Origin of the sequence: Pseudoclavibacter sp. VKM Ac-2888 (assembly GCF_015351285.1) — a bacterium.
GTDB lineage: Bacteria > Actinomycetota > Actinomycetes > Actinomycetales > Microbacteriaceae > Pseudoclavibacter.
This window is the reverse complement of sequence record NZ_JADKSM010000001.1, coordinates 70,645-97,010: the sequence shown is the minus strand read 5'-3', so window position 1 is coordinate 97,010 and position 26,366 is coordinate 70,645. Positions and strand designations below refer to the sequence as shown.

At 63.6% G+C, this 26,366-nt stretch carries 19 protein-coding genes, 1 tRNA gene and 3 pseudogenes; 9 read left to right on the top strand and 14 right to left on the bottom strand.

The window, feature by feature from the left end; genetic code table 11:
• Positions 1-8: 8 nt before the first annotated feature.
• The 4 genes and pseudogenes from ITJ61_RS00470 (at position 9) to ITJ61_RS00455 (ending at position 4,908) form a co-directional block, all read left to right on the top strand.
• Positions 9-560, top strand: coding sequence for a HEAT repeat domain-containing protein (locus ITJ61_RS00470; protein ID WP_194685168.1), 552 nt, complete (start codon positions 9-11; stop codon positions 558-560).
• A 282-nt stretch (positions 561-842) separates the two neighbouring features.
• A pseudogene (locus ITJ61_RS00465) lies at positions 843-2,102 on the top strand (IS110 family transposase).
• Between the two features lie 55 nt (positions 2,103-2,157).
• Positions 2,158-2,946 carry a restriction endonuclease gene (locus ITJ61_RS00460; RefSeq protein WP_194685167.1) on the top strand — a complete coding sequence of 263 codons (789 nt, stop codon included), beginning with the start codon at positions 2,158-2,160 and terminating at the stop codon, positions 2,944-2,946.
• Between the two features lie 769 nt (positions 2,947-3,715).
• A pseudogene (locus tag ITJ61_RS00455) lies at positions 3,716-4,908 on the top strand (IS110 family transposase).
• On the opposite strand, the gene ITJ61_RS00450 reads toward ITJ61_RS00455, so the two are convergent.
• On the bottom strand, positions 4,878-5,615 hold the full coding sequence (locus tag ITJ61_RS00450) for an IS30 family transposase (protein ID WP_194685166.1): 738 nt from the start codon (positions 5,613-5,615) through the stop codon (positions 4,878-4,880). The pseudogene ITJ61_RS00455 and the gene ITJ61_RS00450 sit on opposite strands and share 31 nt — an antisense overlap.
• A gap of 192 nt (positions 5,616-5,807) precedes the next feature.
• On the opposite strand from ITJ61_RS00450, the pseudogene ITJ61_RS00445 reads away from it, so the two are divergent.
• A pseudogene (locus ITJ61_RS00445) lies at positions 5,808-6,109 on the top strand (transposase); the annotation flags it as partial.
• On the opposite strand, the gene ITJ61_RS19655 reads toward ITJ61_RS00445, so the two are convergent.
• From ITJ61_RS19655 to ITJ61_RS00410, 8 genes are all read right to left on the bottom strand, one after another.
• On the bottom strand, positions 6,078-6,335 hold the full coding sequence (locus ITJ61_RS19655) for a hypothetical protein (protein WP_228496541.1): 258 nt from the start codon (positions 6,333-6,335) through the stop codon (positions 6,078-6,080). The pseudogene ITJ61_RS00445 and the gene ITJ61_RS19655 overlap by 32 nt on opposite strands.
• Positions 6,336-6,339: 4 nt before the next feature.
• A complete protein-coding gene (locus ITJ61_RS00440) occupies positions 6,340-6,993 on the bottom strand; it encodes a hypothetical protein (RefSeq protein WP_228496539.1) in 654 nt (217 codons plus the stop codon).
• Positions 6,990-7,724 carry a M48 family metallopeptidase gene (locus ITJ61_RS00435; protein WP_194685165.1) on the bottom strand — a complete coding sequence of 245 codons (735 nt, stop codon included), beginning with the start codon at positions 7,722-7,724 and terminating at the stop codon, positions 6,990-6,992. The genes ITJ61_RS00440 and ITJ61_RS00435 overlap by 4 nt, the downstream gene beginning before the upstream one ends.
• Positions 7,711-10,809, bottom strand: a complete 3,099-nt coding sequence (locus tag ITJ61_RS00430; protein ID WP_194685164.1) for a type I restriction endonuclease subunit R — start codon at positions 10,807-10,809, stop codon at positions 7,711-7,713. The genes ITJ61_RS00435 and ITJ61_RS00430 overlap by 14 nt, the downstream gene beginning before the upstream one ends.
• Positions 10,806-11,993: a restriction endonuclease subunit S gene (locus ITJ61_RS00425; RefSeq protein ID WP_194685163.1), complete on the bottom strand. Its 1,188-nt coding sequence runs from the start codon at positions 11,991-11,993 to the stop codon at positions 10,806-10,808. The genes ITJ61_RS00430 and ITJ61_RS00425 overlap by 4 nt, the downstream gene beginning before the upstream one ends.
• 26 nt (positions 11,994-12,019) lie before the next feature.
• Positions 12,020-14,473: a type I restriction-modification system subunit M gene (locus tag ITJ61_RS00420; protein WP_194685162.1), complete on the bottom strand. Its 2,454-nt coding sequence runs from the start codon at positions 14,471-14,473 to the stop codon at positions 12,020-12,022.
• A 628-nt stretch (positions 14,474-15,101) separates the two neighbouring features.
• A tRNA-Pro gene (locus tag ITJ61_RS00415) sits at positions 15,102-15,175 on the bottom strand.
• Between the two features lie 112 nt (positions 15,176-15,287).
• Positions 15,288-16,070, bottom strand: coding sequence for an acetoin reductase (locus ITJ61_RS00410; RefSeq protein WP_194685161.1), 783 nt, complete (start codon positions 16,068-16,070; stop codon positions 15,288-15,290).
• A gap of 284 nt (positions 16,071-16,354) precedes the next feature.
• On the opposite strand from ITJ61_RS00410, the gene ITJ61_RS00405 reads away from it, so the two are divergent.
• Both ITJ61_RS00405 and ITJ61_RS00400 read left to right on the top strand, forming a co-directional pair.
• Positions 16,355-17,596, top strand: a complete 1,242-nt coding sequence (locus tag ITJ61_RS00405; RefSeq protein WP_194685160.1) for a helix-turn-helix domain-containing protein — start codon at positions 16,355-16,357, stop codon at positions 17,594-17,596.
• A 121-nt stretch (positions 17,597-17,717) separates the two neighbouring features.
• Entirely contained in the window at positions 17,718-18,980 is a 1,263-nt protein-coding gene (locus ITJ61_RS00400; RefSeq protein ID WP_194685159.1) for an MFS transporter, read from the top strand.
• 168 nt (positions 18,981-19,148) lie between these two features.
• On the opposite strand, the gene glsA (ITJ61_RS00395) is transcribed toward ITJ61_RS00400, so the two are convergent.
• Both glsA (ITJ61_RS00395) and glsA (ITJ61_RS00390) read right to left on the bottom strand, forming a co-directional pair.
• Complete coding sequence (gene glsA, locus ITJ61_RS00395) at positions 19,149-20,195, bottom strand: glutaminase A (protein WP_323744268.1); 1,047 nt, start codon at positions 20,193-20,195, stop codon at positions 19,149-19,151.
• 10 nt (positions 20,196-20,205) lie between these two features.
• Positions 20,206-21,243 carry a glutaminase A gene (gene glsA, locus ITJ61_RS00390; RefSeq protein ID WP_228496536.1) on the bottom strand — a complete coding sequence of 346 codons (1,038 nt, stop codon included), beginning with the start codon at positions 21,241-21,243 and terminating at the stop codon, positions 20,206-20,208.
• A gap of 169 nt (positions 21,244-21,412) precedes the next feature.
• Here glsA (ITJ61_RS00390) and ITJ61_RS00385 point away from each other — a divergent pair, with 169 nt between their 5' ends.
• Both ITJ61_RS00385 and ITJ61_RS00380 read left to right on the top strand, forming a co-directional pair.
• Positions 21,413-21,814, top strand: coding sequence for a hypothetical protein (locus ITJ61_RS00385; RefSeq protein ID WP_194685158.1), 402 nt, complete (start codon positions 21,413-21,415; stop codon positions 21,812-21,814).
• Positions 21,811-22,101, top strand: a complete 291-nt coding sequence (locus ITJ61_RS00380) for a transcriptional regulator (RefSeq protein WP_194685157.1) — start codon at positions 21,811-21,813, stop codon at positions 22,099-22,101. Before ITJ61_RS00385 ends, ITJ61_RS00380 begins: the two co-directional genes overlap by 4 nt.
• A gap of 57 nt (positions 22,102-22,158) precedes the next feature.
• Here the strand turns inward: ITJ61_RS00380 and ITJ61_RS00375 are convergent, their stop codons facing one another.
• The 3 genes from ITJ61_RS00375 to ITJ61_RS00365 all read right to left on the bottom strand — a co-directional run bounded on the left by ITJ61_RS00375 (position 22,159) and on the right by ITJ61_RS00365 (position 26,240).
• The gene (locus ITJ61_RS00375; RefSeq protein ID WP_146080238.1) at positions 22,159-22,731 is read right to left on the bottom strand and encodes a hypothetical protein; all 573 of its coding nucleotides are present in this window, start codon (positions 22,729-22,731) and stop codon (positions 22,159-22,161) included.
• Positions 22,732-23,022: 291 nt separating this feature from the next.
• Complete coding sequence (locus tag ITJ61_RS00370; RefSeq protein ID WP_374953209.1) at positions 23,023-24,735, bottom strand: flavin monoamine oxidase family protein; 1,713 nt, start codon at positions 24,733-24,735, stop codon at positions 23,023-23,025.
• A complete protein-coding gene (locus ITJ61_RS00365) occupies positions 24,732-26,240 on the bottom strand; it encodes an amino acid permease (protein WP_104306428.1) in 1,509 nt (502 codons plus the stop codon). Before ITJ61_RS00365 ends, ITJ61_RS00370 begins: the two co-directional genes overlap by 4 nt.
• Positions 26,241-26,366 lie beyond the last annotated feature (126 nt).

Sequence of the window (26,366 nt, the reverse complement as noted above, 5' to 3'; positions counted from 1 at the left end):
GTGAGCTGATGCCTGAAATCACTTCCTCGAATCCTGCGCCCGTTCCTGTAGACCTCCCGCTCGAGCAGCGGCTGGCGGCTGCCGTCGAGCGATACGGCCAGTCCGAGTTCGTTGAGCGGGTCCTCAACCTCATGAAGGGGCACGACGAGGGCGACGACCTTCTCCTCTACGTCGGCGGCGATCACGCGCAGGGAATCCTCGATGGCGCGCCGGTGCTCTACTGGCCCGAGCTCTGGGGCACCCGAGCGCTGCTGTACGTCTGGGATGAGTCGGCCGCGCCAGCGGCGATTGGCACGCTCGGCAACCCGGCCTGGCGCGTCCGTGAAATGGGGGCAAGGGTTGTCGCAGCGCGCGAGCTCCCAGCAGCATCCGAACTGGCTGGGCTGCTCGACGACAGCGTGGCTCGAGTGCGATCGGCAGCCGCGAGGTCTTTGGCAGCCGTCGGCGCGCTCGAAGACGTGGATCGCCTGCGCCCGCTGCTCAAGGATCCCGAAATCGAGGTGCGGCGAAGCGCCCAGCAGGGCATCGACGCAGTGCGAACGCGGTTCCCGAAAAACTAGGGCGCGTCACGAGCCGCACATCCGCCCCCGTTACTTTCTTCCTACCCGGTTGAGGAGTGATCCTTGGAGGGTGTTGGCCATCCCGGGCTCGACATGATTCCTGCCCCCTGTCGTTGATGATCTGGGGGGGGTGTTGTCACCGAGCCTGGTTTGGCGGCTTGTGATCGCTGATAGGGACAGGGCCCGGACTTCGGTCTGAGTGTCGTTCGTAACGTGGATGTTGAGACTCGCCGCCGCTTGGTTCTGCCAGCACTGCAACCGAGTTCGGAAGAGGAAGGTCTGATGGAATCCAGCATCATCGGGCACGACAGCGTCGACGTGTTCATCGGTGTCGATGTCGGCAAAGGCGAGCATCACGCGGTCGCGATCGATCGCGCAGGGCAGCGCTTGTTCGACTAAGCGCTGCCCAACGATGAGGGCAAGTTGCGCGCGCTCATCGACGGGTTGAGGGGCTACGGGACGCTGCTGTTCGTGGTCGATCAGCCGGCCACGATCGGCGCGCTGCCGATCGCGGTCGCGCAGGACGCGGGCGTTCTGGTCGGTCACCTGCCGGGGCTCGCGATGCGCCGCATCGCTGACCTCCACGCGGGAGAAGCCAAGGCGGACGCGAGAGATGCCGCGATCATCGCGGAAGCCGCGCGCTCCCTCCCGCACGCCCTCCGGTCGATCCAGCTCTCGGACGAGCAGGTCGCGGAGCTGAGCATGCTCTGCGGCTTCGATGGCGACCTCGCGGGACAAGTCACCGCGACCAGTAACCGCATCCGGGGTCTGCTCACGCAGATCCATCCCGCGCTCGAACGAGTGCTTGGCCCGCACCTCGATCACCCCGCAGTCATTGACCTCCTGCAGCGGCATCCGGCTCCGGCGGATCTCGCGAAGCTGGGACCGACCCGCCTCGGGAACCGGCTCGTGAAGCTCGCGCCCCGCATGGGCAGACGCCTCGCCGGCGAGATCATGCAAGCCCTGTCGGAGCAGACGGTCGTGGTCGTCGGCACGAACGCCTCCAGCCTGGTCCTGCCGCGCCTCGCGAAGCAGCTCGAAGATCTCCGCACGCAGCGGACGGAGATCGCCATCGAGGTTGGACGGCTCATTGATGCGCACCCTCTTCAGCCGGTCCTGACGAGCGTGCCGGGAGTCGGCGTCAGGACCGCAGCGGGGCTCCTCACCGAGGTCGCCGGGAAGTCGTTCGCCTCCGCCGGCCACCTCGCGTCTTGCGCGGGCCTCGCGCCCGTCACGAGACGCTCCGGGTCCTCGATCCGGGGCGAGCACGCTTCCCGCCGCGGGAACAAGATCCTGAAACGGGCCTTGTTCCTGTCAGCCTTCGCAGCGCTCAGGGACCCGGTCTCGAGGTACTACTACGACCGGAAACGAGCGCAAGGCAAGCGCCACAACCAGGCCCTGATCGCGCCTGCTCGACGACGCTGCGACGTTCTCTACGCGACGCTCCGCGACGGCACCATCTACCAACCACCCTGGTCCTTGCCGCTTGACATGAACCATAGGGACACCCCAGGCTTATTTCCTGATGTCCGGTCGCAATGACACAGGGATGAGCAAAATTCCCATGTACTCTATCCATGACATTTAGGAGAAATGGGTGGCAGAGGCAGCCTGGAGCGAGTTCCAAGAAGCAGTAAAAGAAACTCTGAACCAGCATCGCGGTGTCTGTGCTGAAACAAATAAAAGGATTCAAGGCACCCGGACTCACCACAATATCGATGTGTACGCTGAATTCACGGCACTCGGAGCACCCATCAAGTGGCTCATCGAGTGCAAGCTGTGGAAGACAGGGGTTACCAAGGAAAAGGTCCTAGCTTTTCACAAAATCGTAGAAGAGACCGGTGCAGACCGGGGACTTTTGATTGCCGAGAACGGTTACCAGTCTGGTGCCTTTGAAGCCGCAGAAAACGCAAACGTTGAGTTGGTGAGCTTCACGGATTTCAAACGGAGGGTCGAAGAAGAAGTAGCAATCTCCCGCCTGACTGGCTATATTGCCCGTCTAGCAGTTCTACACCACCGATACTGGCAGCATCCTAAGGCAGTCAGAAAAGACTACGACCTCAGATTAGACCCATACTCGATGGGGGGCGGCTCAGCCTATGAACATTACCCGATTCGGGGCATTATTTCGATTGCGGAAGGCGTCATCGACCGAATTCAGCTCCGCCTCTTCCCACTTAAAACTAATTCGACCAGCCTGACGTGGCCCTCTGCTGTAGTCGGTACTGACGTCATACACAATGTTGCCGAGGGCGTTAATTGGCTCGATGCTAACGTTCGCGAAATGGAGAAGCACATGGATAAAGCCGAGCAGAAGATGGCTGAGAGTGGTGACTTCAAACCCAAGCCCGGAGGTGGAGGATTTGGATTCTCTACCTCCAGCTGAACGGAGAAAATCGCCCCCTTTAGGCACGATCTACTCCTGGCCGGTGGGCCTGCACAGCACGGGGGCTGCGTTCTCGGCACGGTCATGTCCCCAAGTTGAAGCTTTCAAGGCTACATGTCACATTCTTGCAGAGCTAAATGACGCGACCCCAAGCGCAAGGGCCTCGGTTCACACTGTTTCGCAAGGAAGGCTGAACGGGACGCGACAGCGGTTATCTACCGATCTGGGCTTCCATTACGGAATCTTGCTCCATTTTGCTGCCCACTGTCTAAACTGCAAGCTTCGGCGGTCTTTTCGGTTCGCCCAGGTTGAACGACGTGCTAACGATCGTTGTTGGCCCACGGTGCTGTTGGCCAGACTTCAACCTTGTAGTTAGGCGCGAGGTCAGCGGCATTGATTACTCGGATACCCCAGTTTACTTTGGGGGTTTCGGTAGCCGTTATCTCAAACCTGTGCGGCGCGATTCCGGCCGTCGCCTCGATGCGATGGAAGAGTTCTGCGATCGGAGACCGTTAGCGACATCGGACCGACGGTAGATGTGCGCGGATCGGGGGCCTTGTGAGTCCTCGACCGGCCCGGAGGTGTCGGGTATGGCTTGTTTGTGTTTGCCGCCGAGAGGTCGGCTCAACGAGATTGGCCGCCCGGCTCCTCGCAACGGCTTGACCACTGATTGAGAGTCGCGATTCATCGCTTTGTAAGGAACTGCTGGCGCGGTCGTTCGGTTCGCATCGGGACGGTCTCCTCCGCGTCTGACGGAGGGAATGTAATCGTGGTCGCTGTATGGGCAAGAATCGATGCTGGCAAGCGTCACCACCACTGTGTCGTGATCGACGAGGACGGCCGGCAGTTATTGTCCCGCCTAGTGGCCAACGACGAGAGTAGTTGGCTGGAGCCCATCGCTGATGTGCACGATCCCGAGGTCGACGCCGTGATACGGGCGACCGATCTGAATCATGGCGGGGCCCCGTTAATGATCGGGCTCTTGGTCTCTCATGGCCAGCAGCTGCTCTATATCCCTGGCAGAACAGTGCATCACTCCGCGCGAACGTATAGTGGCGACGGCAAAACCGATGCCAAAGATGCTGGCATCATTGCGGTCAGGCTCGGATGCGACGCGACCTTCAGCCGTTGCGGAGCGGGGACGAGGTCAGTGCGAATTGAGCCTGTTGACGGCTCGGCGCACGGATCTGGTTATCGACAGAACTCGAGCGCTGAACCGGTTGCGGGCGACATTACTGGAGTTCTTCCCGGGCCTCGAGGCTGCTTTTGACTACGCCAAAAAGAGGAGCTCGTTGCTGTTACTCACTCGCTACCAGACGCCCGAACAACTGCGCAGAGCAGGAGCTCGGCGTGTGTCGGCATGGCTGAAGAAGTCCGGCGCGATCAAACCGGACATGGTCGCAGAAACTGCCCTCAGCGTGGCGAAGTTGCAGCGCACGGTCGTTCGCTCACAGGCGATTGCTTCGTGGCTCGTCGCCGAGCTTGCGGAGGACGTTTTGCGCCTCTACGAAAACGTGAAACGCTCAGATCGGGACATCGAGGCCCTCCTGCATCAGCATCCGGATGCCGAAATCATGCTCAGCCTCCCCGGGTTCGCCCCCCGGGCTCGCCGCGGATTTCCTTGCAGCGATCGGCGGCGGGCTGACCGGTATCGAGATCGCCGATCGTCTGGCAGGAATCGCTGGTCTAGCACCGGCCCCACGCGACTCGGGTCGCATCAGCGGCAACCACCACCGACTGCGGAGATACGACAGACGGCTGCTGCGCGCGAGCTTCCTCGCTGCCCAGAGCGCGGCGCGCTACTGTCCAGACTCGCTCATCTACTACGAGAAGAAACGCGCTGAGGGAAAGAATCACAAACAGGCCGTTTTTGCCCTCGCGCGGCGCAGGATCAACGTGATCTGGGCGATGCTTCGAGACCACCAGCCCTATCAGCCAAGAACTCGAGCGGTCGTGGCTTGACAACAACTGTTTAGATTCTCGTTGCTGGGTCGCTCGCAGGGCGATCGGGGGTGCGCGAAGTAGACGGGCAGCTTCGTCGCGAGGGTGAGCTGCGCGTGCTTTGCCATCTCTGACCCATGATCCCAGGTGAGCGAGCCCCGCATATGCTTGTGGAGGTCCGTGACGTGTTCGATGAGGGCGTCCGCGACGCCGGCGGAGTCTTGTCCCTCGGGCAAGGCCGGAATGACGACGTGTCTGGAGTGACGCTCCACGAGCGTAACCGCGGCCGATTGGCCTCGAGCACCGATGATCAGTTCTTCTTCCCAGGCCCCTGGGACGCGCCGGTCCGACGCTGCTTCTGGCCGGTCATCGATCGAGACCATGCCCACGATCGGGACGCCCCGCTCGCCGAGACCCTTGCGGAGTTTCCTGTTCGTGCGCTTCGAGCGCAGCAAGTTTCCCTGAGTGACGAGCCCGCCTTTCGAGAGGACGTAGATCCACCGGTAGATCGCTTCGTGTGACATGGTCTTGCCGTAAGCGTCCGGGGAGAGACTCATGGTCTCAACGCTGGCTTCTTCCGCCTCGAGGCGCAACCTGCCGGCGATCTGTCGCGGTGTCCTAGACCGTTTCAAATCAGCGCGCACTCTGGCCGCGAGCACCTCGTCGGCCTCGATCAGCCGTGTTTGCGGGCGCCTTCGGCGCCGCTGCGCACGGCAATCAGCGGACACCGGGCTTGTACTCACCCGATGCCAACGAGTTCCGGCCGCGCTCTCGCCACACCACCGACCGATCTCGACTGATCAACTCGCTGATCTCCAGGTCAAAGAGCCCTTGCTTGAACACGACCGAGATCCTGAAAGGACAACACCCGACGCACCATCCAGCAAGTCCCTCGCTGCTACGACGCTATGACACCGCCGATCACCGCCTACCGCGAACCGAACCGAGCCCTGGGGCAGGCAGCGCTGCAAGCCGTCATCGGCTCGCTCAAGACGGGCATCCCAGCGGGGCTTGCCGAGCTGCGCAAGCTCGGCGGGCCGTTGATGTCCTCGCGTACTTCGATCATCCCGGCACGAGCAACGGACCCACCGAAGCGCTCAGCGGGCGCCTCGAGCACCTCCGCGGCATCGCGCTCGGCTTCCGCAACCTCACGAACTACATCGCCAGATCACTCCTCGAAACAGGAGGCTTCAGACCACTTCTACACTCCGGATTGCGATGAGCCGCTCAACGGTGCGTCCTTCGGCTTCGAGACCGATGTGATCGAAGATGCTGTCCTTGATCGCGTAAATGAAACGGATCGGCTCGTCGACCTGCGGCGACGCGTTCAACAAAGTGTTCAGCGCTCGGAGGGCTTCAAAGATGTGCGAGTCGCTGAAGCGATCGATGTCTTCGAAGATGACGATGTCACGGCCAGACACATCGAAGAAGTAGACGATCTCATCCAAGGACTTATCGAAGTAGGACACCGAGTTGTCGTCGAGCGTGACTGTCGCAGATCCCGCCGAGAGCTACTTGATGCGGAATCGGCCATAGAACAATCGACTCACCATAAGGGCTGCGGCTGCTGCCACAGCCCAGATGATCAGGTGCGTCCAAGCGCCAAGATCCTTTAGCAAGGAGAACGTCGCGATGATCTGCGCTGTCCAGCAGGAAGATGACGGCAACCGTGAGTCCAATCAGCGCGGCGGTACCAAGCTCTCCGAGCCATCCGAATCGCTCGATGCGGCGGAACCGGGATGCAGGCGTCTTCCGCGGATCCTGGCAGTAGAGGAGTTGGTTGATTAGCTCTTGCTGGATGCGGTTGGTCGGAGTGGTTGCCTGAACCGGCACAGCCTCATCGACTTTCGTGGCCTCGATAGGCGCTAGCGTCGACAGCGACAGCTCAACCACTCGGCGCATCTGCCGATTGGCGACCTCCTGCATTATGCTGCTCTTACCGACACCGTAGTTGCCGGACAAGGCGATGTTGCGGACATCGCGATCCGCAAGGGCAGCCTCGATCGCTGCGACGTAGCCCCCATGCTCATCGTCGATGTATCCCGGCGTCAGCGGGATCAGCTTCCAGGAGTCGACCGTTTCCGAGCGCTGCTCGTTGCGGCTCATACCGGGCCTCCGGCTTCCCAGTCCTCCGCGGCAAGTGGGGCGTCGTTGAGCTCGTCGCGTCGTGCCCGCCAGTCGGGCATGTGTAGATCCATGAGTTGGATGAACCGCGTGTTGTGGGTGCGCTCAATAAAGTGAATGAGTTCATGAACCACGATGTACTCGAGGCAGCGGGGGTTCTTCCTCGCGAGTTCCGGGTTGAGCCAGATCGAGCGGGTTTCAGGGTGACAGGTGCCCCATTTCGTTTTCATGTGGCGCACGACGACCTTGTCTGCCGCCTCGCCGACGATCGGCTGCCACTTGTACAAGAGGGCTGGAACCGCAGCTTTAAGTTCCTTGCGGTACCAGTGTTCAAGCACCACTTGACGCTGTGATTCGTTGTAGTCAGCCGGGGAAGTTAGCCACAACGTCTTGCCGGCCACACTTACCTTCGCTCGTCCATGTCGCGACACATCGAGGCGCAACCGCTCGCCCCATACGTGATGGGTCTCGCCCGAGAGCATGCGGCGCTCAGTCTGGCGCTCAGCATTCTGGAGTTGCTCACGCTGCTTCTTGATCCATGGCAAGCGCTGCACGACGGCCAGCCGGATTGCGCCCTCGTCAATCCGATGCGGTGCAGCGACTCGCACACGTCCGACGGGCGGGTATACGGAGATGTGCAGGTTCTTGATGTCTTTGTAGATGACATCAATCCCAAGCCCAGCAACCGTGAGGTAGGCATTAGCGGTACTCATTGCGAGCCTTCACCAACTCAAACAGTTCGTCGAAGCGATCAAACTCATCGGGAAGCGCGCGACGAATCTCGCGAGCCAGTGCACGCTCCTTCATACGGTTGCCGACCCAACCATGCTCACGCTGGTGCATCACGGTGTAGTCGATCACGATAGCGAGGTTGGTGTCAGCGAACTGGAAGTCCACCAGCGCACGCTGCGCTCCGCTCGTAGCCCAGTCGGGATACACCGTCTCGGACTCTTGCTTACCAACTTTGGTGGCCAACGCAAGCAGTTTTTCGAGGTATGCCTTGTAGTCGAGCGCATCCTGACGCCGCTGCCCTATGAGCGCGTCAAGAAGCTCGGACATCCGGTCGTAGTACCGCGGGTTCAGCGCGCGCTCATCCACGATCGTCTTTCGGACATTGTTGACGATCGTCTCCGCCGCGGCTTCGGGGTTCTTGCGGATATTGGGCGGCAACGTATCGAGCGCGCCTTCACCACGCTCGACGATGAGATCGACGAGTCCCTTGTTGAACGTCGCCACCACCTCGGATGGGTCGGCTCGGATGTAGGTATCCAGGAGCGCTCGCATCCCGGCCTCGAACTGCTTCACGTCGATGTTCTCGCCAGCCCCTAGCTCAACTTCATCGCGAACGGCGACAAAGTGCGCCACCTCATTTTTTAGGGCTGCAGCTTCAGCCGGTGAGTACCCGGCCTCATCCATGTCGTTGGCCAATGCTGTGTAAGCGCGCACCAGACCCGAAACGCTCTTGTACAGCTCGACGCGCTTGATCTCATTGGCCTTGATCTGAGCGGCGTCCCCCGGCACTGAAGCCACAAAGTAGTGCTGGTACTCGAGCGTGCCTTTGGGCGGAGCCACGGGTTCGACCAGCGCACGGATCTTCTCAAGCGCCTCGTCGAGATCGATACACCCCTGCGCGACGCGATCCTTGAGGAGCCCCTCGACATCCTTCTCTTCGTAACCGTCCAGCGCACCAGACGTGTAATCGGTGATCGCGGTCTCGAGCGAGTTGAACAGGTCGCGGTAGTCAATGATGTAGCCGTAGGTCTTGTCATCGCCGTCCAGACGATTGACTCGACAGATTGCCTGGAACAGGCCGTGGTCGCGCATCTTCTTATCGACGTAGAGGTAAGTGGCGCTCGGGGCATCAAAACCGGTCAAGAGCTTGTCGACCACGATCAGCAGGCGCATCTGGCCGGGCTCTTCGATGAAGCGGCGCTTGACCTCCTTCTCAAACTCCTTGATCCGACCGACCGCCTCGTCGGCCGAGACCCCGAAGAAGTCGGCCAGCATCTGTCGGTAGATGCCGTATTGACGCAACTTCTCGGTCGCACCCTCGCCAGAATCTTCCTTGGAGATATCGCTCGGGTTCGGTATGTAGCTCGTGACGATGGCGACCTTGTCCTTGAAGCCCGCGTTCACGAACATCTCGTAGAACTTGCACGCCTGGTAGATGCTCTCGCCCACAAGCATCGCGTTGCCCCGACCACTCACCAAGCGGGGTTCAGTCTCCATGTCCAGCAGAATGTCTTGGACAATCTGCTTCGCCCGAGGCTCGGCAGACACCACCTTCTGCATCGTGCCCCATTTCTTCTTGAGGCGGGCCCTGCTGAGGTCGGTGAGGCCCTTCGTCTTCGCCTCGAACCACTTGTCGACCCTCTCGGGGCTGCTGAGATCCTGCGCAATGTTGCGCGCTTCGTAGCGGAGGTCTAGGACGACGCCGTCCTCAACCGCTTCATCGAACTTGTACGTGTGGATGAAGGAGCCGAAGGTCTCAATGCTGGTGGCCTTGTCGGCTTTGAGCAGCGGCGTACCTGTGAAGCCGATGAACATCGCCCTAGGCAGCAACTCCTTCATCGCGCGGTGCATCTTGCCAGATTGGGTACGGTGCGCTTCGTCAACGAACACGAAGAAATCACCCTTGGCCGCGAATCCAGCCGGGACGCGGGAGTGCAGTTCCGCGATGAGGTCATCGCTGGATCGATCAACCTCGCGGTCATCTTGACCGCGGAACTTGTGGACGAGGGAAGTGATCAGCCACGGATCGTGCGTGTTGAGCTGCGTGAGCAAGTCGACGCCCGACGTCGTGCGGTAGATGCTCTCGTTCACCCCGCCAAAGACCTTCTCGATCTGATCATCGAGTTCTGTTCGGTCGGTAATAATCAGGACGCGGGCTTCTGGCAGGTGCTCACGGATCCACTTGGCGAGCCACACCATGGTCAGGCTCTTACCCGAGCCTTGGGTGTGCCAAATGATGCCGCCTTCACGCTTGGCGATACGCGCCTGAGTGGCCTTCACCCCAAAGAACTGGTTGTGCCGGGCGGTCTTCTTCTTGCCCGCGTCGAACACCATGAAGTCGTGAATCAGCTCGAGGAAGCGATCCTTCGAGCACATCTGCAAGATCGCCTTGTCCAGCGTCTCGACGACATCAGCGCCGACGGTGCTGTGCTCGGGCTCTTTCCAGGCCAGCCAGTACTTCTCGGGGGTCTCGATCACGCCGTAGCGCAGGCCCTCGACGTCGTTGCCTGCGAACACGAACTGGACGGTGGAAAAGAACGGCCGAATGAAGTCTGCACGCTGGTTGCCGATGTTCTGACGGATCCCCTCGGCGACGCTCACCTTTGAGCGCTTGAACTCAATGATCCCCAGCGCCAAGCCATTGATGTAGAGCACGACGTCAGGGCGCTTGTTATGCTCGCCGGCGATTGCGACCTCTTCAGCCACGACGAAGTGGTTCGCCTCGGGCCGATCCCAGTCGACAGGCCAGACGGTCTCAAACTGATCTCCCACACCGCGCTTGATCTTCACGCCGTAGCGAAGCAGCTCGTACATCTCACGGTTGGCCTCGTACAATGTGCGGGCACCACCGACCGATGCGGCCTTCGTGATCTCGTTGATCGTCTTGCCGACGACTTCTTCGTCGTACCCACGAGCTAGAAGGTTGTCGCGCAGATAGGCGTCTTCGATGTTCGTGTTCGTCCCACGGTCTTCCCAGTTGCCGCCGTACTCATAGCCGAGGCGATCCGTGAAGAACCTGACGACTCGGTCCTGCGTCTTACGTTCGATCTGTCCAACCGTGCTCATACTGCGTCCTCTTTGACGGGCAGGCGAGTGCGCCCGGTGAGCAGCTCCTGCATCATGCCTTGCTTGATCGCTTTGGTGGCTTCGAGACGACGTTCGAGAACTTTGGTCTCTGCATCGGCATCGATCAGTACCTGAGCGATCGCACGCTGCTCAGCTAGCCGAGGAATCTTGACTTCGATCCCGGCAAGAACTCGCCAGTTGATGTGGACGACGGCATCACCTTGTCCACCGCGTGCCTTCTGAACTGCTACCTCTGGTGTATTTAGCAGAGTCGCCAAGTACACGGGGTCGTAGTCGATGCCGCGCAAGACAATGATGTCTCCACCCGCGACGGCAGGAGCATCGCCAATGTAGGCGACGTTCATTCCGATCTCACTCTTCGTCTCGCCGGAACCGGCGAAGAGGATGTCTCCGTAGGCGAGGGGAAGAGACGTCGCTGCCACCGCCTGATCAACAAACGAAACTGTCGAAGCAGTGTAGTCATCGAAGGTGGTGTAGATCTCACCGTACCGGATGCATGGCACTCCGGACGGTCGAACCTGGTCGCGCTTGATGCCGCTACCGCGCAGGAATGTACCGAGCGTCGACAGGCGTCGTGTGGACCATTCGCCCGTGAAGCTGGGAAGTCGCGTACGTCCGGTAAGCAGCTCCTGCATCATGCCTTGCTTGATCGCACGTTTCTTGACGAGGAGCTTCTCTAGCCCGTAGACCAGAACGTCAGTGTCTTCAAGGGCCGCACCAATCATCTGTTGCTCAGAATCAGGTGGAACCAGTAGCTCGTATCCGGCGAGTCCTTCACGATTGATCTTGGGAATCCCACTTCGCATCGACTCACCTATTGCGAAGTTCGTGAAGACACGTCCGAGAAGAAGATTCAAAATGTATCTACCATCAGCGCCTCGTCTTGGAGCCAAGGCGTACATATCTGCGCTGCACAGTGCATGGAAATCCGCTCGATACGCCTTCATGAGATACGGGCGGATCTTGCTATAGATGATATCGCCCGGATTCACAACGTACTTGCCACTGATCGCACCCTGTTCCTTGGCTGATCGAGTCGCTAGAAGTCGCCCGGTTCCGCTCTCAATATGATCTGGTGCAACAAGCGGCATATCTCGATACTGCGGCAGTTTCGGATCGACCTGGCCGCTACGAATCGAGACCAGATTGAGCAGCCGCTCCATCTTCCATTCTTGAAGCGTCTCCAACATCACACCCGCACCCCCATACTGGCCAGGTGGGCTGCAACCTTTAAGCTCAATGACCCAACGATGATGTCGAGGTCTCCAACTGTTTGCTCGTATCGCGTGCCGAGAACGTTCAGACGCTGCACGAGCTTCTGGATCAGTGCCGCGCGCTCCGCCTGAACGCCGGCGATCACCCGCTCGCCCCACTTGTCGTCGATGACCAGCGTCTGGACGTCAGACGCCGTGAGCTGGGTGTACTGATTGAGCGTCATCTGGTCGAGCCTGAGTCGGGCTTCCTTCGCAGACTTTTTGGCAGCTGCCTCCACCTTGAACAGCCCAATGACGTGGACGAGCGCGTCTATCTCGTCGCTATCGGCACCTTCGGCTCGAGCCGCTTTGAGTCGAGCAGTGGCGTATGCGTTCGTAACCTTGCCGTTGTCATCAGTTGCGTCGAAGAGCAACCCCTCGTCGACAGCATGCTCTTCCACGTACTCCTCGATCACCAGGCCAGCAGCCTCGACTGCTGCTTCCCGCGCATCAAGCTCAGCCTGTTCCTTGGCGAAGTAGCGAGCGATTATCAGGGCTGGCGGCACCAAGTCCATCACCCAGCGTTGCGCTTTGACTCCGGTGCCGAACGTAACATCGGCCAGTTCGTACTTCGGCTTCTTGTGCTTGTCGTAGCCGAGAATGCGGGCAGCACGTGGCTTGGCTGCGCCGTCCCAGCCTTCGCTCATGATCAAAGCGACGTCGTCGTTCATAACGTCGTTCCAGTAGCTCATCAGCTGCTCGTACACGCCGTACTCGTCGAGCACTGGCTGTGCGCGGAAAGCGTTCAGGAGGCTGTCGCCCAGCTCAGCCACCAGTTCGACGGGGCGAGTGTTGTGGGTGATCCCCTGCAAGCGCGATCGATGTTCGATCCACCAGCTCGTGACTGCATCATTGGTGTTGATTACGAACGATGCATATTCACTGGAGCTGGTGATCGTGCTATGAATGCGGGCTTTCTCGCTCGCCAGCTCGCTATATCCCTCGCGCAGCGGCTGGAAGAGGGCAGGGCGCAAGCTCGGGAAGGCATCCCAGTAGGCGCTGAGCGCATCGAGATCGCGGTTCGGCACACCACCCTTGAGATGGGCGTGCAGATCTTGGATGTCTTCAGGCTCAGAGCCGTCGATGTACCGCGGAATATTGAGGTTGTAGTCGTTCTTTGCATCGGCGATCTCAGACAGCGGCACCATTCGCGAGTAGCGATCGATCTCTTTCTGGTTCTCGAATGCATCGATGATTAGGTGCATGTCACGCGGGCGGAGTCGGTTCTTGTTGCCGTCCTTCTCGAAACCCTTGCTGGCGTCGATCATGAAGACGCCGGTTCGCCCGACGGCGTTCTCCTTGTCGAGCACGATGATGCAGGCAGGGATGCCGGTGCCGTAGAAGAGGTTCGCTGGTAGGCCGATGATTCCCCTGATGTATCCGCGCTTCAGAAGCTCCTTACGGATAGTGCCCTCGGAATTCCCGCGGAAGAGCACGCCGTGGGGCAGGATCACTGCGCCAACTCCGGTGCTCTTGAGGCTCTTGATCATGTGGAGAAGGAAGGCGTAGTCGCCGTTCTTCTCCGGTGGCCGGCCGTAGCCATCGAACCGCCCGTACTCATTCTCGAGTCCGTTGTTCCATGACTTGACACTGAACGGAGGATTCGCGACCAGATAGTCAAAAGTCTGCAGTGCGTGGCCACGAAGGAACTGTGGACTGGTGATCGTGTCACCCTGGCGGACCTCGGCGGTGGCGTTGCCGTGCAGCACCATGTTCATCACCGCGAGCGCGCGGGTGGCGTTGTCCTTCTCCTGGCCGTAGATCGTCAGGCCGTTCGGCGCCGCGTCGGCAACCTTGAGCAGCAGCGAGCCAGACCCACACGTTGGGTCGTAGACGGTCGCGGACTTCGGCGTATCCGCCTTGATGCCGATGAGTGCCGCCATCACCCGTGAGACTTCGGCGGGGGTGTAGAACTGGCCCTTGCTCTTGCCAGATTCGCTGGCGAAGTGACGCATCAGGTACTCATAGGCGTCACCGAGCAAGTCGTCGCCCCCGGCCCGCGAGCCTGAGAAGTCCAGATCTTGGAAGATACCAATCAACTTGGTGAGCCGGTCGACCAGCTCCTTGCCCTTGCCGAGCTTGTCAGGGTCGTCGAAGTCGGCGTTGTTGATGACGCCCTGTAGGTCGTTGGCGTCCGCGAGCTTACGGATCGCAACGTTGAGCTGCTCACCGATGTCTGGCTGCCCCTTAAGCTTCACCAGGTCGTCGAATGAACCACCCTCGGGTACCTCAACGTCAGCGTACGGGTCGGCCGTAGCCTTGTCGGAGACGTACTTTACAAAGAGCAAAGTGAGGACGTAGTCCTTGTACTGGCTGGCATCCATGCCGCCACGAAGCTCGTCGGCGCCTGCCCACAGCGAGCTGTACAGGTCTGACTTCTTTAGCGCCATCTTGTGCTGCTCCTTCGCGCCGTAGGCGCCGTCAACCTGACTTTATCCCTCGGCACTAGAGGCTATCGGCAGGCTCTCTCGAATAGTCCCGACATGCCGCAGATGTGCTTCCCGAGCGTTCTGGCGCCGGCTCTGTTCATTGGAGGTCGCAGGCCATCTGCAACCCCTGGCGAGCCTGATGCTGGACCATGAGCGAAGGACATCTCGCAATCCCGGCCACCATCGCTGTCATGTGTCGATCTGAGCCCGCGCGCGCGTTCAACCTCGGGAGGTCTGGACGATACAACCGCCCAACACCTGCCAAGGCGATGTCGTCGGCGACACGCAGCGTCGCGGCGGTGCCTTGCCTTGCCTTGCCTTGCCTTGCCTTGCTCGAGGCTCGCGTGCACGGCACTGGCAGAGAGCTCTGCCGCATGCATCGGGCGAACCCACGTCAAGCTCCTCATCCAGTGCCTCGACGTGACCGTCATCAACGAAACCACCGGCGAAGTCCTCCGTGAGCTCACCATCGACCTCAGCTAGGACTACCAACCCGCCGGCAAACCCGAGGCACCCACCGGAAAAACGAAATAGCTCGAACCTGCAACTGCAGGTTCGAGCTATTCCGACGTCTCGCGACATCACACCGTCGGGCTGACAAGATTTGAACTTGCGACCCCCTGACCCCCAGTCAGGTGCGCTACCAAGCTGCGCCACAGCCCGTGGCATCCGCCGCCCTCGCGGGCAACTCGACCATGTTAGCCGATTCTGCGGAGTCCGCGCACCACCGCGTCGAAACTCGCGACACGAGCGGCGCACGGACCCGGCCTGTGGGTCAGTTGTAGAGCATCCCGCCGTCGACCAGCAGGACCTGGCCGGTGACGTAACCCGCGTTCGGGCTCGCGAAGAACGAGACCACTCCAGCGACGTCCTCTGGCGTCTCCATGCGGCCGAGCTGAATCGACTCGACGTTCTCCTTCAAGTTCTGGCCGAGCGGCTTGCCGTTGATCTTCGACAGCTCGCTGTCGATGAGCTCCCACATACCCGTGCCCACGATGCCGGGGCCGTACGCGTTCACCGTGATGCCGTGCGTCGCGAGCTCCTGTGCAGCGACCTGCGTGAGGCCGCGCACTGCGAACTTCGACGCCGAGTACGCGCCCAGGATAGGGAAGCCCTTGATGGCCGCGATCGACGCCGCCGAGATGATGCGCCCCTTCACTCCCCGCTCGATGAACGACTTCGCCGCGGCCTGAATGCCGTACACAACCGAGTTCACGTTGATCTGGAAGATCTTGTTGAGCTCCTCCTCTGTGATGTCGAGGATCGGCTTCACCTGCGCGATGCCGGCGTTGTTGACGATCACGTCGAACCCGCCGAGCTTCTCGACCGCCGTCGCGACGGCAGCCTCGACGTCAGCCTTCTTCGACACATCCGCCGCCACGAACACGGCGCGACGCCCCAGCGCTTCGATCTCGGCGACAACCCCGGCAGCCTTCTCCGCCTGAAAGTCGAGGTCGGCGACCACGATGTCGTAGCCATCCGCAGCCAGCTTCAGCGCAATCCCGCGCCCAATTCCCTGACCCGCTCCGGTGACAAGCGCGACCTGTGTGTCGGTCATGACAACTCCTAACTCGAGGTGCGGCCGAGCAGGCTTCGCCTGCGACCGCTGAACGACGCCACGGTAGGCGCGCATCCACGCCACCCGCGAAGGCACCGGATGCGCGACGCAACTCCCCCGCGGCATGCCACCCGACGACACCCCACGCAACCCTCGGCAACCCCCGATCACCTCCTCCAGGCAACCCGCACGCGAATGGGGTTGAATCGACTCCTGGCGCCCCGACTCCAGCACGATGCCAGCAGACGCAGCGACGCGAGCCGGTCCGCCAGAAAGGCGACGGCATGACGCTCCCCCTCGAAGCGGCGTTCCCCTCCACCCAAGACCTCACCTCATACTCGCGGCTCCTCAGAGATGTCTACGACGCGGAATTCTCCGGCAAGCAGGCCCCCGCACATCCGCGAGACGTCATCGCCGACTCGTGGGCGCGGCTCCGCCGCCGAGGCGTGCGACCGAGTCGCGGGCCCGCGAGCGCAAAACCCGCCGAGCCCACCTCCGCTGGAACTGCTACAACGAACGAACTCGACTCCGACGCCCTACTCCTGACATCGCTCATCCGTGCGAACCTCGGCCACCTCTCGACCCTCCTGCGCGACGACACCGCCGTCCTCGTCATCAGCGACCGCCACGGCCGCATCGTCGCCCGCAGCGGCGGCACGCGAATGCTGTCCCGCGCCGACGACCTCGGCTTCGTCGAAGGCGCAGCGTGGGGCGAGAACAGCGTCGGAACGAACGCCATCGGCACGGCCCTCGCCGCCCGGCGCCCGGTCCAGGTGCACGGAGCAGAGCACTACTCCCGCTCGCAGCACCTCTGGAGTTGCACCGCAGCCCCCGTCCGCGACCCTAGAAACGGCCGAACGCTCGGCACCGTCGACCTCTCCTTCGAAGTCGCCGACGCGCACCCCATGTCGCTCGGCCTCATCTCCCTCCTAGCTCAGGCGGCCGCACAAGACCTCCGCGAGCGCCACCACTGCGACATCACCGAGCTGCGAGCCGCGAGCTTCAGCGCCACCCGCGAGCTCGACCATCCGTGGGCCGTCGTCGACGAATGGGGCTGGGTTGCCGCTTCCCATGGGGTCGACGTGAGCTCCCGCATCCCGCTCCCCCGCGGCCTCAAGTCGGGCGACACCTGGACCACCCCATCAGGTGAAGTGCTGGTGACCGGGCTCGAGCGGGGCTTCCTGCTGGGCCCGGCACGTGCATCGAGAAGACCAGCGGATGCGGCGCCCGAGACCACGATCACCCTGTCGGCAACAGGCACGGGTGCGCTCGTCGAACTGCGCACCCCGACCGAAGCTCGCGAAGTGCGCATCCCCTCCCGCCAAGCTGACATCCTCTTCCTCCTAGCCGCCTCGCCCCGAGGACTCACCGCTCCCGAGCTCTCAACCTGCCTCTACGGAACTCCGGAACGCGACGTGACCGTGCGGGCCGAGATCAGCCGCCTCCGCCGCCACCTCGGGGACGTGCTCGTCGCCGCGCCCTACCGGTTCGCGCCCGGCATCGCCGTCACTGCGACAGACAACTGACCCACCACATCCACCCGGCCGATTGTTCGCACATTCTGCCGCCTGGGAATAGCCTGGTACCCGCGCAGTGTTGCGAACCCAGTCCCCTATCTCAGAAGCAGAGGTCCGCAACATGCAGGTCATGCCCGAACTCACCCCCTTCCGGCGCGGAATCGCCCTCTTCGCGCTTGCGCTCGGAGGCTTCGGCATCGGTGTCACCGAGTTCGCCACGATGGGTCTGCTACCCGACATCGCCCGCGAGCTGCTCCCCGGCTTCGAGCAGAACCCGGATGCGGTGATCGCGCAGGCCGGCATCCTCATCTCCGCCTACGCCCTCGGCGTTGTCGTCGGGGCTCCCGTGTTCGCGGTGCTCGCGGCACGTATGTCGCAGACGAAGCTCGCCTTCTGGCTGCTCGGCATCTTCATCGTCGCCTCCGCAGCATCCGCCCTCATGCCCGACTTCGGCACGACCGCCGTCATGCGATTCGTCGCGGCGCTCCCCCACGGCGCGTACTTCGGCGTCGCGTCGCTGCTCGCCGCCCGCATCATGGGACCAGGCAAGCAGGGCCAGGGCGTCGCACTCGCACTGTCCGGCCTCACGATCGCCAACATCTTCGGCGTGCCCCTCGCGACCTGGCTCGGCCAGGCCAGCGGCTGGCGCTACGCGTACGTGCTCGTCGCCGCGATCTTCTTCGTCACGTTCCTGCTCGTGTTCTTCTTCGTGCCCCGCTACCCCGGCAACCCCGAGCGCAGCGCCATGAAGGAGCTCATCGCCTTCAAGAACCCGCGCCTCTGGATCATGGTGGCCGTCGGCGCCATCGGCTTCGGCGGCTTCTTCGCCGTCTACTCGTACATCGCCGAGGTCACGACCCGCGAGACGGGCCTCGGCCCCGGCATCGTGCCGTGGGTGCTCGCGACCCTCGGCGTCGGCATGACCCTCGGCAACCTCATCGGCGGATGGGCGGCAGACCGCAACCTGACTCGCACCATGTTCGTCGGCTTCGGCTCGTTCATCGCCTCGCTCGTCTTTTACAGCCTCATCGCGTCGAACCCGGTCGGCCTGTTCGTCGCCGTGTTCTTCCTCGGCCTCACCTCGTCGTCGCTGCTCCCTGCCATCCAGTCGCGCCTCGTGCGCATCGCCGACGAAGCCGCGCTGCTCGGAGCGGCCATCAACCACGCCGCGTTCAACGTCGGCAACAGCCTCGGCGCGTGGCTCGGCGGCATGGTCATCGCGGGCGGCCTCGGCTACCTCGCCCCCGGCTGGGTGGGCGTCGTCCTCGCCGTCCTCGGCATGGGCCTCACCGCGCTCGGCGTCTCCGTCGAACGCCGCGACAAGCGCCACTCCCTCGACACCACCGGCCTGCGCACGATCCCCGCAGCCGAACGCGCCGACATCGGAGCCTGACCCACCAAGCGCTGCCCTGCGTTTCGCCCTCTGAGAGTCACCTCAGAGGGCGAAACGCCGGGCAGCGATCGCCGAGAGCCGAGGCCGGCGGAGGCGGGCCCAGCCGGAGCCGGGCAGCGGGCAGTGGTCGCCGAGAGCGCCCGCGCGGGGCGCAACCCCCAGGAGCGCCTACTGCACCGTCGACGCGAACATATTCAGGCCGAGCTTGTTCGACAGGTGCCGGGTCGCGCGGATGCCGCGCACGCTGTTGCCGGCCGCATCCAGTGGCGGGGAGAACGTCGCGAGCGAGCCCTTGCCCGGCGCGATCGTGACGATGCCGCCGGAGACACCGCTCTTGCCCGGCATGCCCACCTCGAACAGCCAGTCACCGCTCGCCTCGTACATGCCGTTCGTCGCCATCACCGACAGCACGTCGCGGCTCACGGACGGATCGACGACATCCACGCCGGAGATGGGGCAGTCGCCGCCGTCGGCGAGCGTCGCGCCCATCGTGGCGAGGTCCTCGGCGGTCACGAGCAGCGAGCACTGCCGCGTGTACAGCTCGGTCACCTGCGTCGGGTCGAGCGAGATGTGCCCGTAGCTCTCGAGCAGCCTCGCGATGCTGCGGTTGCGAGTGTTGGTCTTCATCTCCGACTCGTAGACGCGCTCGTCGATCTCGAGCGGGTAGCCGACGAAGTTCGACAGCCCCGCGTGGATGAAGTCCCACTTCTCATCCCACGTCTTCCCGGGCACGAGCGACGTCGTCGCGATCGCCCCCGCGTTGACGAGCGGGTTCATGGTGCGTCCGCCGTTGAGCTCGATCGCCATGACCGAGTTGAACGGCAGCCCCGTGTTGTTGACGCCGATCCGCTCGCGCACCTCCTCGTGCCCCAGCTCCTGCACGACCAGCGCGTAGACGAACGCCTTCGAGATCGACTGGATCGAGAACTTGAGCTGCGCGTCCCCGAACGAGAACCGGTGCCCGTTCGCCGAGGTGAGGCTCAGCCCGAACCAGGACGAGTCGGCCTCCGCGAGCGCGGGAATGTAGTCGGCGACGGCGCCGTCCTGCACGTGGCGGTACCGCTCGTAGGTCTCGGAGAGCATCTCCCGCACGTGATCGGCATCCGGCAGCCTGCCAGTCGAGACCACGCGAGTGTCGGGATGCACGAGGTCCGGCTCGCTTGGGAACGCGGTCGGGTGTTCCGGCAGGAGCGTCTGTTCGGGGAGAGTCGTCACGACCCCGAATCTAGTCCTGCACGGTGCCCGACGCGAAGAGGTTCATGCCGAGCTCATTCGACAGGTGCCTGGCCGCCTTGATGCCGCGCACGCTGTTGCCGGCGTCGTCGAGGCGCGGCGAGTAGCTCGCGAAGCCGCCCTTGCCTGGGGCGATCGTCACGAGCCCGCCCGAGACGCCGCTCTTCGCGGGCATCCCGATCTCGTACAGCCACTCGCCGCTCGCCTCGTACAGGCCGTTCGCGGCCATCACGGCGAGCGCGTCCCTGGATGCACCCTGCCCGATGACCTGCTCGCCCGTCTTCGGGTTCCTCCCGCCGTCGGCGAGCGTCGCGCCCATGACGGCCAGGTCCTCGGTGGTGACGAGCAGCGCGCACTGCCGCGTGTACAGCTCGGTGACCTCGTGCGGGTCGAGGGTGATGTGCCCGTAGCTCTGCAGGAGCCGCGCGATGCCCTGGTTGCGGATGTTGTTCTCGCGCTCCGAGGCGAACGCCTCCTCGTCGATCTCGAGGTCGCGCCCCGCGAAGGCGGAGAGGCCGCTCAGGATGAAGTCCCACTTCTCCTCCCACGTCTCCCCCGGTGCGAGCGCCGACGTGGCCAGCGCACCCGCGTTGACGAGGGGGTTCATGGTCCGGCCGCCGTTCAGCTCGATCGCCATGACCGAGTCGAACGGCAGGCCCGTGTTGTTCACGCCCACCAGCTCGCGCGCCTTCGTGTGCCCGACCTCCTCGCGCACGAGCGCGAACACGAAGGCCTTCGAGATCGACTGGATCGTGAACAGCAGCTCAGCGTCGCCGCGACTGTACGACTGCCCCTCGGTCGAGACGATGCAGATCCCGAACAGGTCCGGGTCTGCATCCGCCAACGCCGGAATGTAGTCGGGCACCTCGCCGTCGTCGACCGACGAGAACTGCTCGTACGTCTCGTCGACCGCGGTCTTGACGTCGTCGGAGTCAGGCAGCTGCCCCGTCGAGATCGCCGAGCGGCTCGAGTGCACCATCTCCGGCTCATCGCCGAACATGTGCGTTGCGTCCACCGTGGTCTGCGTCATGTGGGCAACCCTAGCCAGCCCCGCACGGCGGGCAGCTGACCGAACCGGGGCGAAGCCGGGATCGGCCCAGGCAGGTGAGAGAACCCTGGACATCCGGGTAGCCCGGTTGCGGCAACTACTTGCATAAATGAAACTAGATGCACGCATCAATCGATGGAGAGGAAAATCGATGACCGAAGCAGAGCACCCCGAGCAGCTCCGACTGCCACAGAGCCCCAAGCGCACACTCTCGGCCTTCGATTGGGTGATGCTCCTCGGCATCCCCGTTGTCGCCTACTTCGGCGTGGCAGGTGCGGCCGTCGGCAACACCGCCGGCCTCGTCCTCACCGGGTTCGCCGCGCTCGCCATGGTCGCCTTCCGCGCGCTTCGGGTCGGCAGGAGGAACGAGCCGCACATCGCGCCGTGGACCCACTGGCTGTCGATCGGCGTCGCTGTCGCCTCCTTCGTCACCGCGTGGAACGCGTTCCGAGCCGCTCCCCTCGACACCGGCATCGTCTTCACGCTGCCCCTCGTCCCGGTGGCACTGTTCTTCGCCCTCGTCATCGCCGTCTTCCGGAAGCCGCGGCCGTGAGCGAGACCCCAGAGCTCCGAGCGCTGTTCTCACCGCCGCGGTTCAAGGTGCTCGGGTTCCTCGTGCAGGTCGAGGAGTCTGACTACGCCTCCATCGGGGAGTTCACCGGCCTCGGCGTTCCGGAGATCTCGAGAACCGTGAAGTTCCTGGACGAGGCAGGCCTCGTCCAGGTCAGAAAGGGCCAGAAGGGCCGCTACCCGCAGACCCTCGTGCGCGCTACGCCGAGCGGACGAGAGCGGTTCCGCGAACTCCTGGCCGACTTGCAGCGCTACGGGCTGGGTGGTTGAACCACCCAGCCCGTAGCCGACTCGCCCAGGGATGGGCGACCCGTCAGGAAGCCCGCATCAATCGCTGAAGAGGCTGCACTGCACGGCACCGGCCGCGAGGCTCGCGGCCACGCCCGCGATGCCGCCGGCGACTCCGGCGCGCACGAGCTTCGGGCCGACCTTCTCCGCGACCTCGTCCCACTTCTTGTCGCGGATGAGCTCGGCGATCTCGCCGCTGACGATGCCGGAGATCAGTCCGATGACGCTGTTCTCGACCATGCAGTCCACGAACGCGTTCCCCGTAGATGCGGCGCGGGCCTGGGATGACTGCAAGGCCTGCGGTCCAGCGCCCTGCGCACGCGCCGCCTCGAGCGAGGCACCGATGTCGGCGGCTTCCTGCTCGCCGATGATCGATGCGGCCTTCTCTTGGTCGTAGGAGACGACGCCGTCGGGCCCGAGGATGAGCGCCTCTTCGAAGAGGCTCTCGAGGGTCTGCGCCAATTCGGCTTCCTGCCCCTGCGTCATCGCACCGGACGATGCCGCCGTGAACGTCGTCGTGCTCGGCGAAGCTGTTGCGGTCGTGGGAACGAAGAATGCAGCAGCGAGCGTCGCGGCCGTCGCGCTCATGACCAACCTGTTGCGAACCTTCATGATCACTCCAATTCATCTTGTGTGTCGGGCGGGGGCGAGCCCCCGCTTTCTGTGTGAGATTTCCTTGGTGGAGGTCGTGGTGACCTCCGGCAACAAGTCTTCCAGGCGGCACGCGCGCTACCCCAGCTCGGCGGACCGGTCGACGCGCTGGGCGAATCAAAGCGCGCGAAGAACCGGAAGGCAGCGCGATCCAGGCAGCTCTGCAGGAATACTGCAGTGATTCTGCGCGTGCTCGCCGCTCCTGCCCACGTGCTTGCCAGGACCCTCCCAAGGGGAGTCCGGGCGTGTCACTCAGTCGAGGCGCACCGGAGCAAGCTCCGACCACACATCCCCCGGCCCCGGGTTCCCGGCAGCGGATGCGCCCCCGAGGTGCTTCGCGACGCCCCACACAGCGTTGAGGGCCGTCGTCACCGCACCCTCAGCCCAGCCCGCCGTGAACGAGATGTCGTCGCCCGCGAGGAAGATGCCCCGCTGGTGGTCGTCGAGCTCGTCCTGCACGAAGTGCCCGAAGAGGCGTTCCTGGTACCGGTAGTGACCCGGCAGGTTGTTCTTGAACGCGCCCATGTAGTTGGGGTCGGCTTCCCACGAGACGGTGATCGGCTCCCCCACGATGTGCGCGCCGATGTCGAGGCCAGGGTAGATCTTGTCGAGCGAATGCAGCATGAGCCGCGTGCGCTCCGACGCGTCGAGGGCCAGCCACTTCAGGGCGTCGTCGTTCCACGTGTAGGAGAGCAGGATTACGGCGGGCTTGTCGGGGCCCTCGTCGATGAGGTACGTCGCGCGGGGCAGGCGGTCGGTGAGCGTCATGCTCATGACGGGCTTCCCCGTCGCCGGGTCCAGGTCGCGCCAGAAGGGCCGGTCGACCATCACGAACGTCTTCGACGAGAGCATGTAGTGGCTCTTCTCGATGGCCGTCCACATCTCAGGCGTGAACAGCTCTTCATCCGTGTCGATGCGCGCCGACAGCAGCCACGACTGGCAGGTCACGATGGCGGACGCGAACTCCTGCGTGCGCCCCCACTTCTCCGTGATGCTGACGCCACCGTTCTGCCCGCGCTTGATAGCGGCGACCGCACCCCGCGGCACCCCGCCGTGCAGGCTCGCGAGGCTCGTGCCCTCGGGCCAGTGCTCCAGCTCCGTCGGCTCGTGGTGCCACAGGTCGACGGGCAGCTTCTGCGCCCCGCCCACGATGCGGCGGTGCGCGTCGTCGGCGTTCGTGAACACGACCCGCAGGATCTCGAGGATCGAGTTGCCGAAGTCGGTGTCCCAACCACCCGTGCCGAAGCCCACCTGCCCGAACGCCTCGATGTGCTCGAAGCTGAGATCCCTGAAGGCCGCGCTCTCTGCCACGAATCCATAGAACGAACGGTTGTCGAACTTCTCGACCAGCTCGTTCCATGCGGCCTTCAGGGTCTCCGTATCGCGTGCGCGGATGGCGTCCTGGATGCGAACCAGGTCGGCCTCCTCCGTCAGCGCACGCTTCCACGCCTCCGCCACCTCCGTGAAGAACGGGGGCAGGTCGGCGGGAGTCTCGGCGTAGAACGACGTGCCGGCGAGCTCGATGACCGTCGACGGCGTCACCTCCGCCAGCGGGTTCGGGAACGCCTGCGTCTCCAACCCGACGAGATCGACGTAGTGGTAGAACGCACGCCCAGACTCTGGGAAGCGCATGCCGCCCAGGTCGGCGATGACACTCGGCGCCGCATCGAACGACCGCGTCTTGAGGCGCCCGCCGATGCTGTCCGCCTCGAAGATGACGGGCTTCAGCCCCATCTTCATGAGCTCGTACGCGGCGACGACACCCGCGAGACCGGCGCCGACGACGGCGACCTCGGTGCCGTGCATCCGCTCCGGCACCGAGCCAAGGCCGGCCGGGTGCGTGAGGAACTCGTCGTAGCTGAACGGGAAGTCCGGGTTGAGCATGGTCACCGGCTGGGAGTCCTGCGGCGTGGATGCGCCTTCCGCGCGCTGCGGGCCGCTCGGCATCGGGGTCGCGATGGTCACTTGTGCTCCTTCATGATGACGGGGGTCGCGGCGGTCGCCGCGTTGACGTAGTCGTTCTCGCTCATGGCGCCGACGATGGAGTGCTTCCGACCGTACGCGAAGTACAGGCCGACACCCACGAGCATCCACAGCCCGAACACCATCCAGGTGGTGCCGCCGAGCGTGACCATGAGGCCGAGGCACATGACGATGCCGAGGATCGGCACGACGGGGAAGAACGGCACCTTGTAGCTGCGCGGCAGCTCGGGGCGGGCGCGGCGCAGGTAGATGACCGAGAGGTTGACGAGCGCGAACGCGAACAGTGTGCCGATGCTCGTCGCATCCGCCAGCTCGCCGAGCGGGATGAACGCGGCGACGACCGCGATGATCGACCCCACGATGACCGTGCCGGCGACCGGGGTGCCCGTCGATGGGCGCACGCGGCCGAAGATCTTCGGCACCATGCCGTCGCGCGACATGCGGAACAGGATGCGCGTCTGCCCGTAGTAGACCGTCAGCACGACGCTCGCGATCGCGATGACCGCGCCGACCGAGAACATGAGCGCGAGCAGCGGCTGGCCCGTGATGTCGGTGAGGATGCGCACGAACGCCGCCTCGCCGTCGTTGAACTCGGTCCACGGGAGCGCGCCGATGGCGGCGACCGCGACGAGGATGTAGACGACCGTGACGATGACCATCGACAGGATGATCGCGCGCGGTAGGTCCTTCTGCGGGTTCTTCGCCTCGTCCCCGGCCGTGGAGGCGGCGTCGAAGCCGATGTAGGAGAAGAAGAGGCGGCTCGAGGCGGCCGCGACGCCGGCCGCGCCCATGGGGGCGAGCGGCTCGAAGTTCGCCGTCGTGAACGCCGTGAAGGCGATGAACACGAAGATGAGCAGCACGATGACCTTGATGGCGACCATGACGGTGTTCACCCAGGCGCTCTCCTTCGCGCCGCGCACGAGCAGCAGCATCGCGACGATCACGAGCGCCGCGGCTGGCAGGTTGAAGAAGCCGCCGTCGAGGCCGATCGGGTTCGCGAGCGCCGGCGGGAGCGCGAGGCCGAAGACGCCGAGCGTCTCGTTGACGTACTGCCCGGCGCCGACTGCGACGGCGGCCACCGAGACGCCGTACTCGAGCACCAGGCACCAGCCGCACACCCAGGCGACGCCCTCGCCCATCGTCGCGTAGGAGTAGGAGTAGCTCGACCCGGAGACGGGCACCGAGCTCGCCATCTCGGCGTACGAGAGGGCCGAGAGCAGCGCGGCGAGGCCGGCGACGGCGAACGCGATCCAGACGGCGGGGCCGGCGAGCGGGACCGCGGTGCCCAGGATCACGAAGATGCCCGTGCCCAGCGTCGCGCCGACGCTGATCATCGTCAGCTGCCACATGCCGAGGGTGCGCTTCAGGCCGCCCTCGCCCGACTCGGTCAGGGACTCGTCGGTGAGCTGCTCCAGCGGCTTGCGGCGCAGCAGCTGCGTGCCGAGCGGCGTGCGTGACCGGCCGGCTGTGGTGGGTGGTGTCGCCATTGACGGTTGCCCTTCTTGGGTTCGGGACCAGCATGATCAGGGATCGATCGGCGCTGTCCAACTGCGCCCAGCAGTGCTGGGCCTGGCAATCGTATGGTCGCACCACGCAGTGCTTCCACGGGCGAT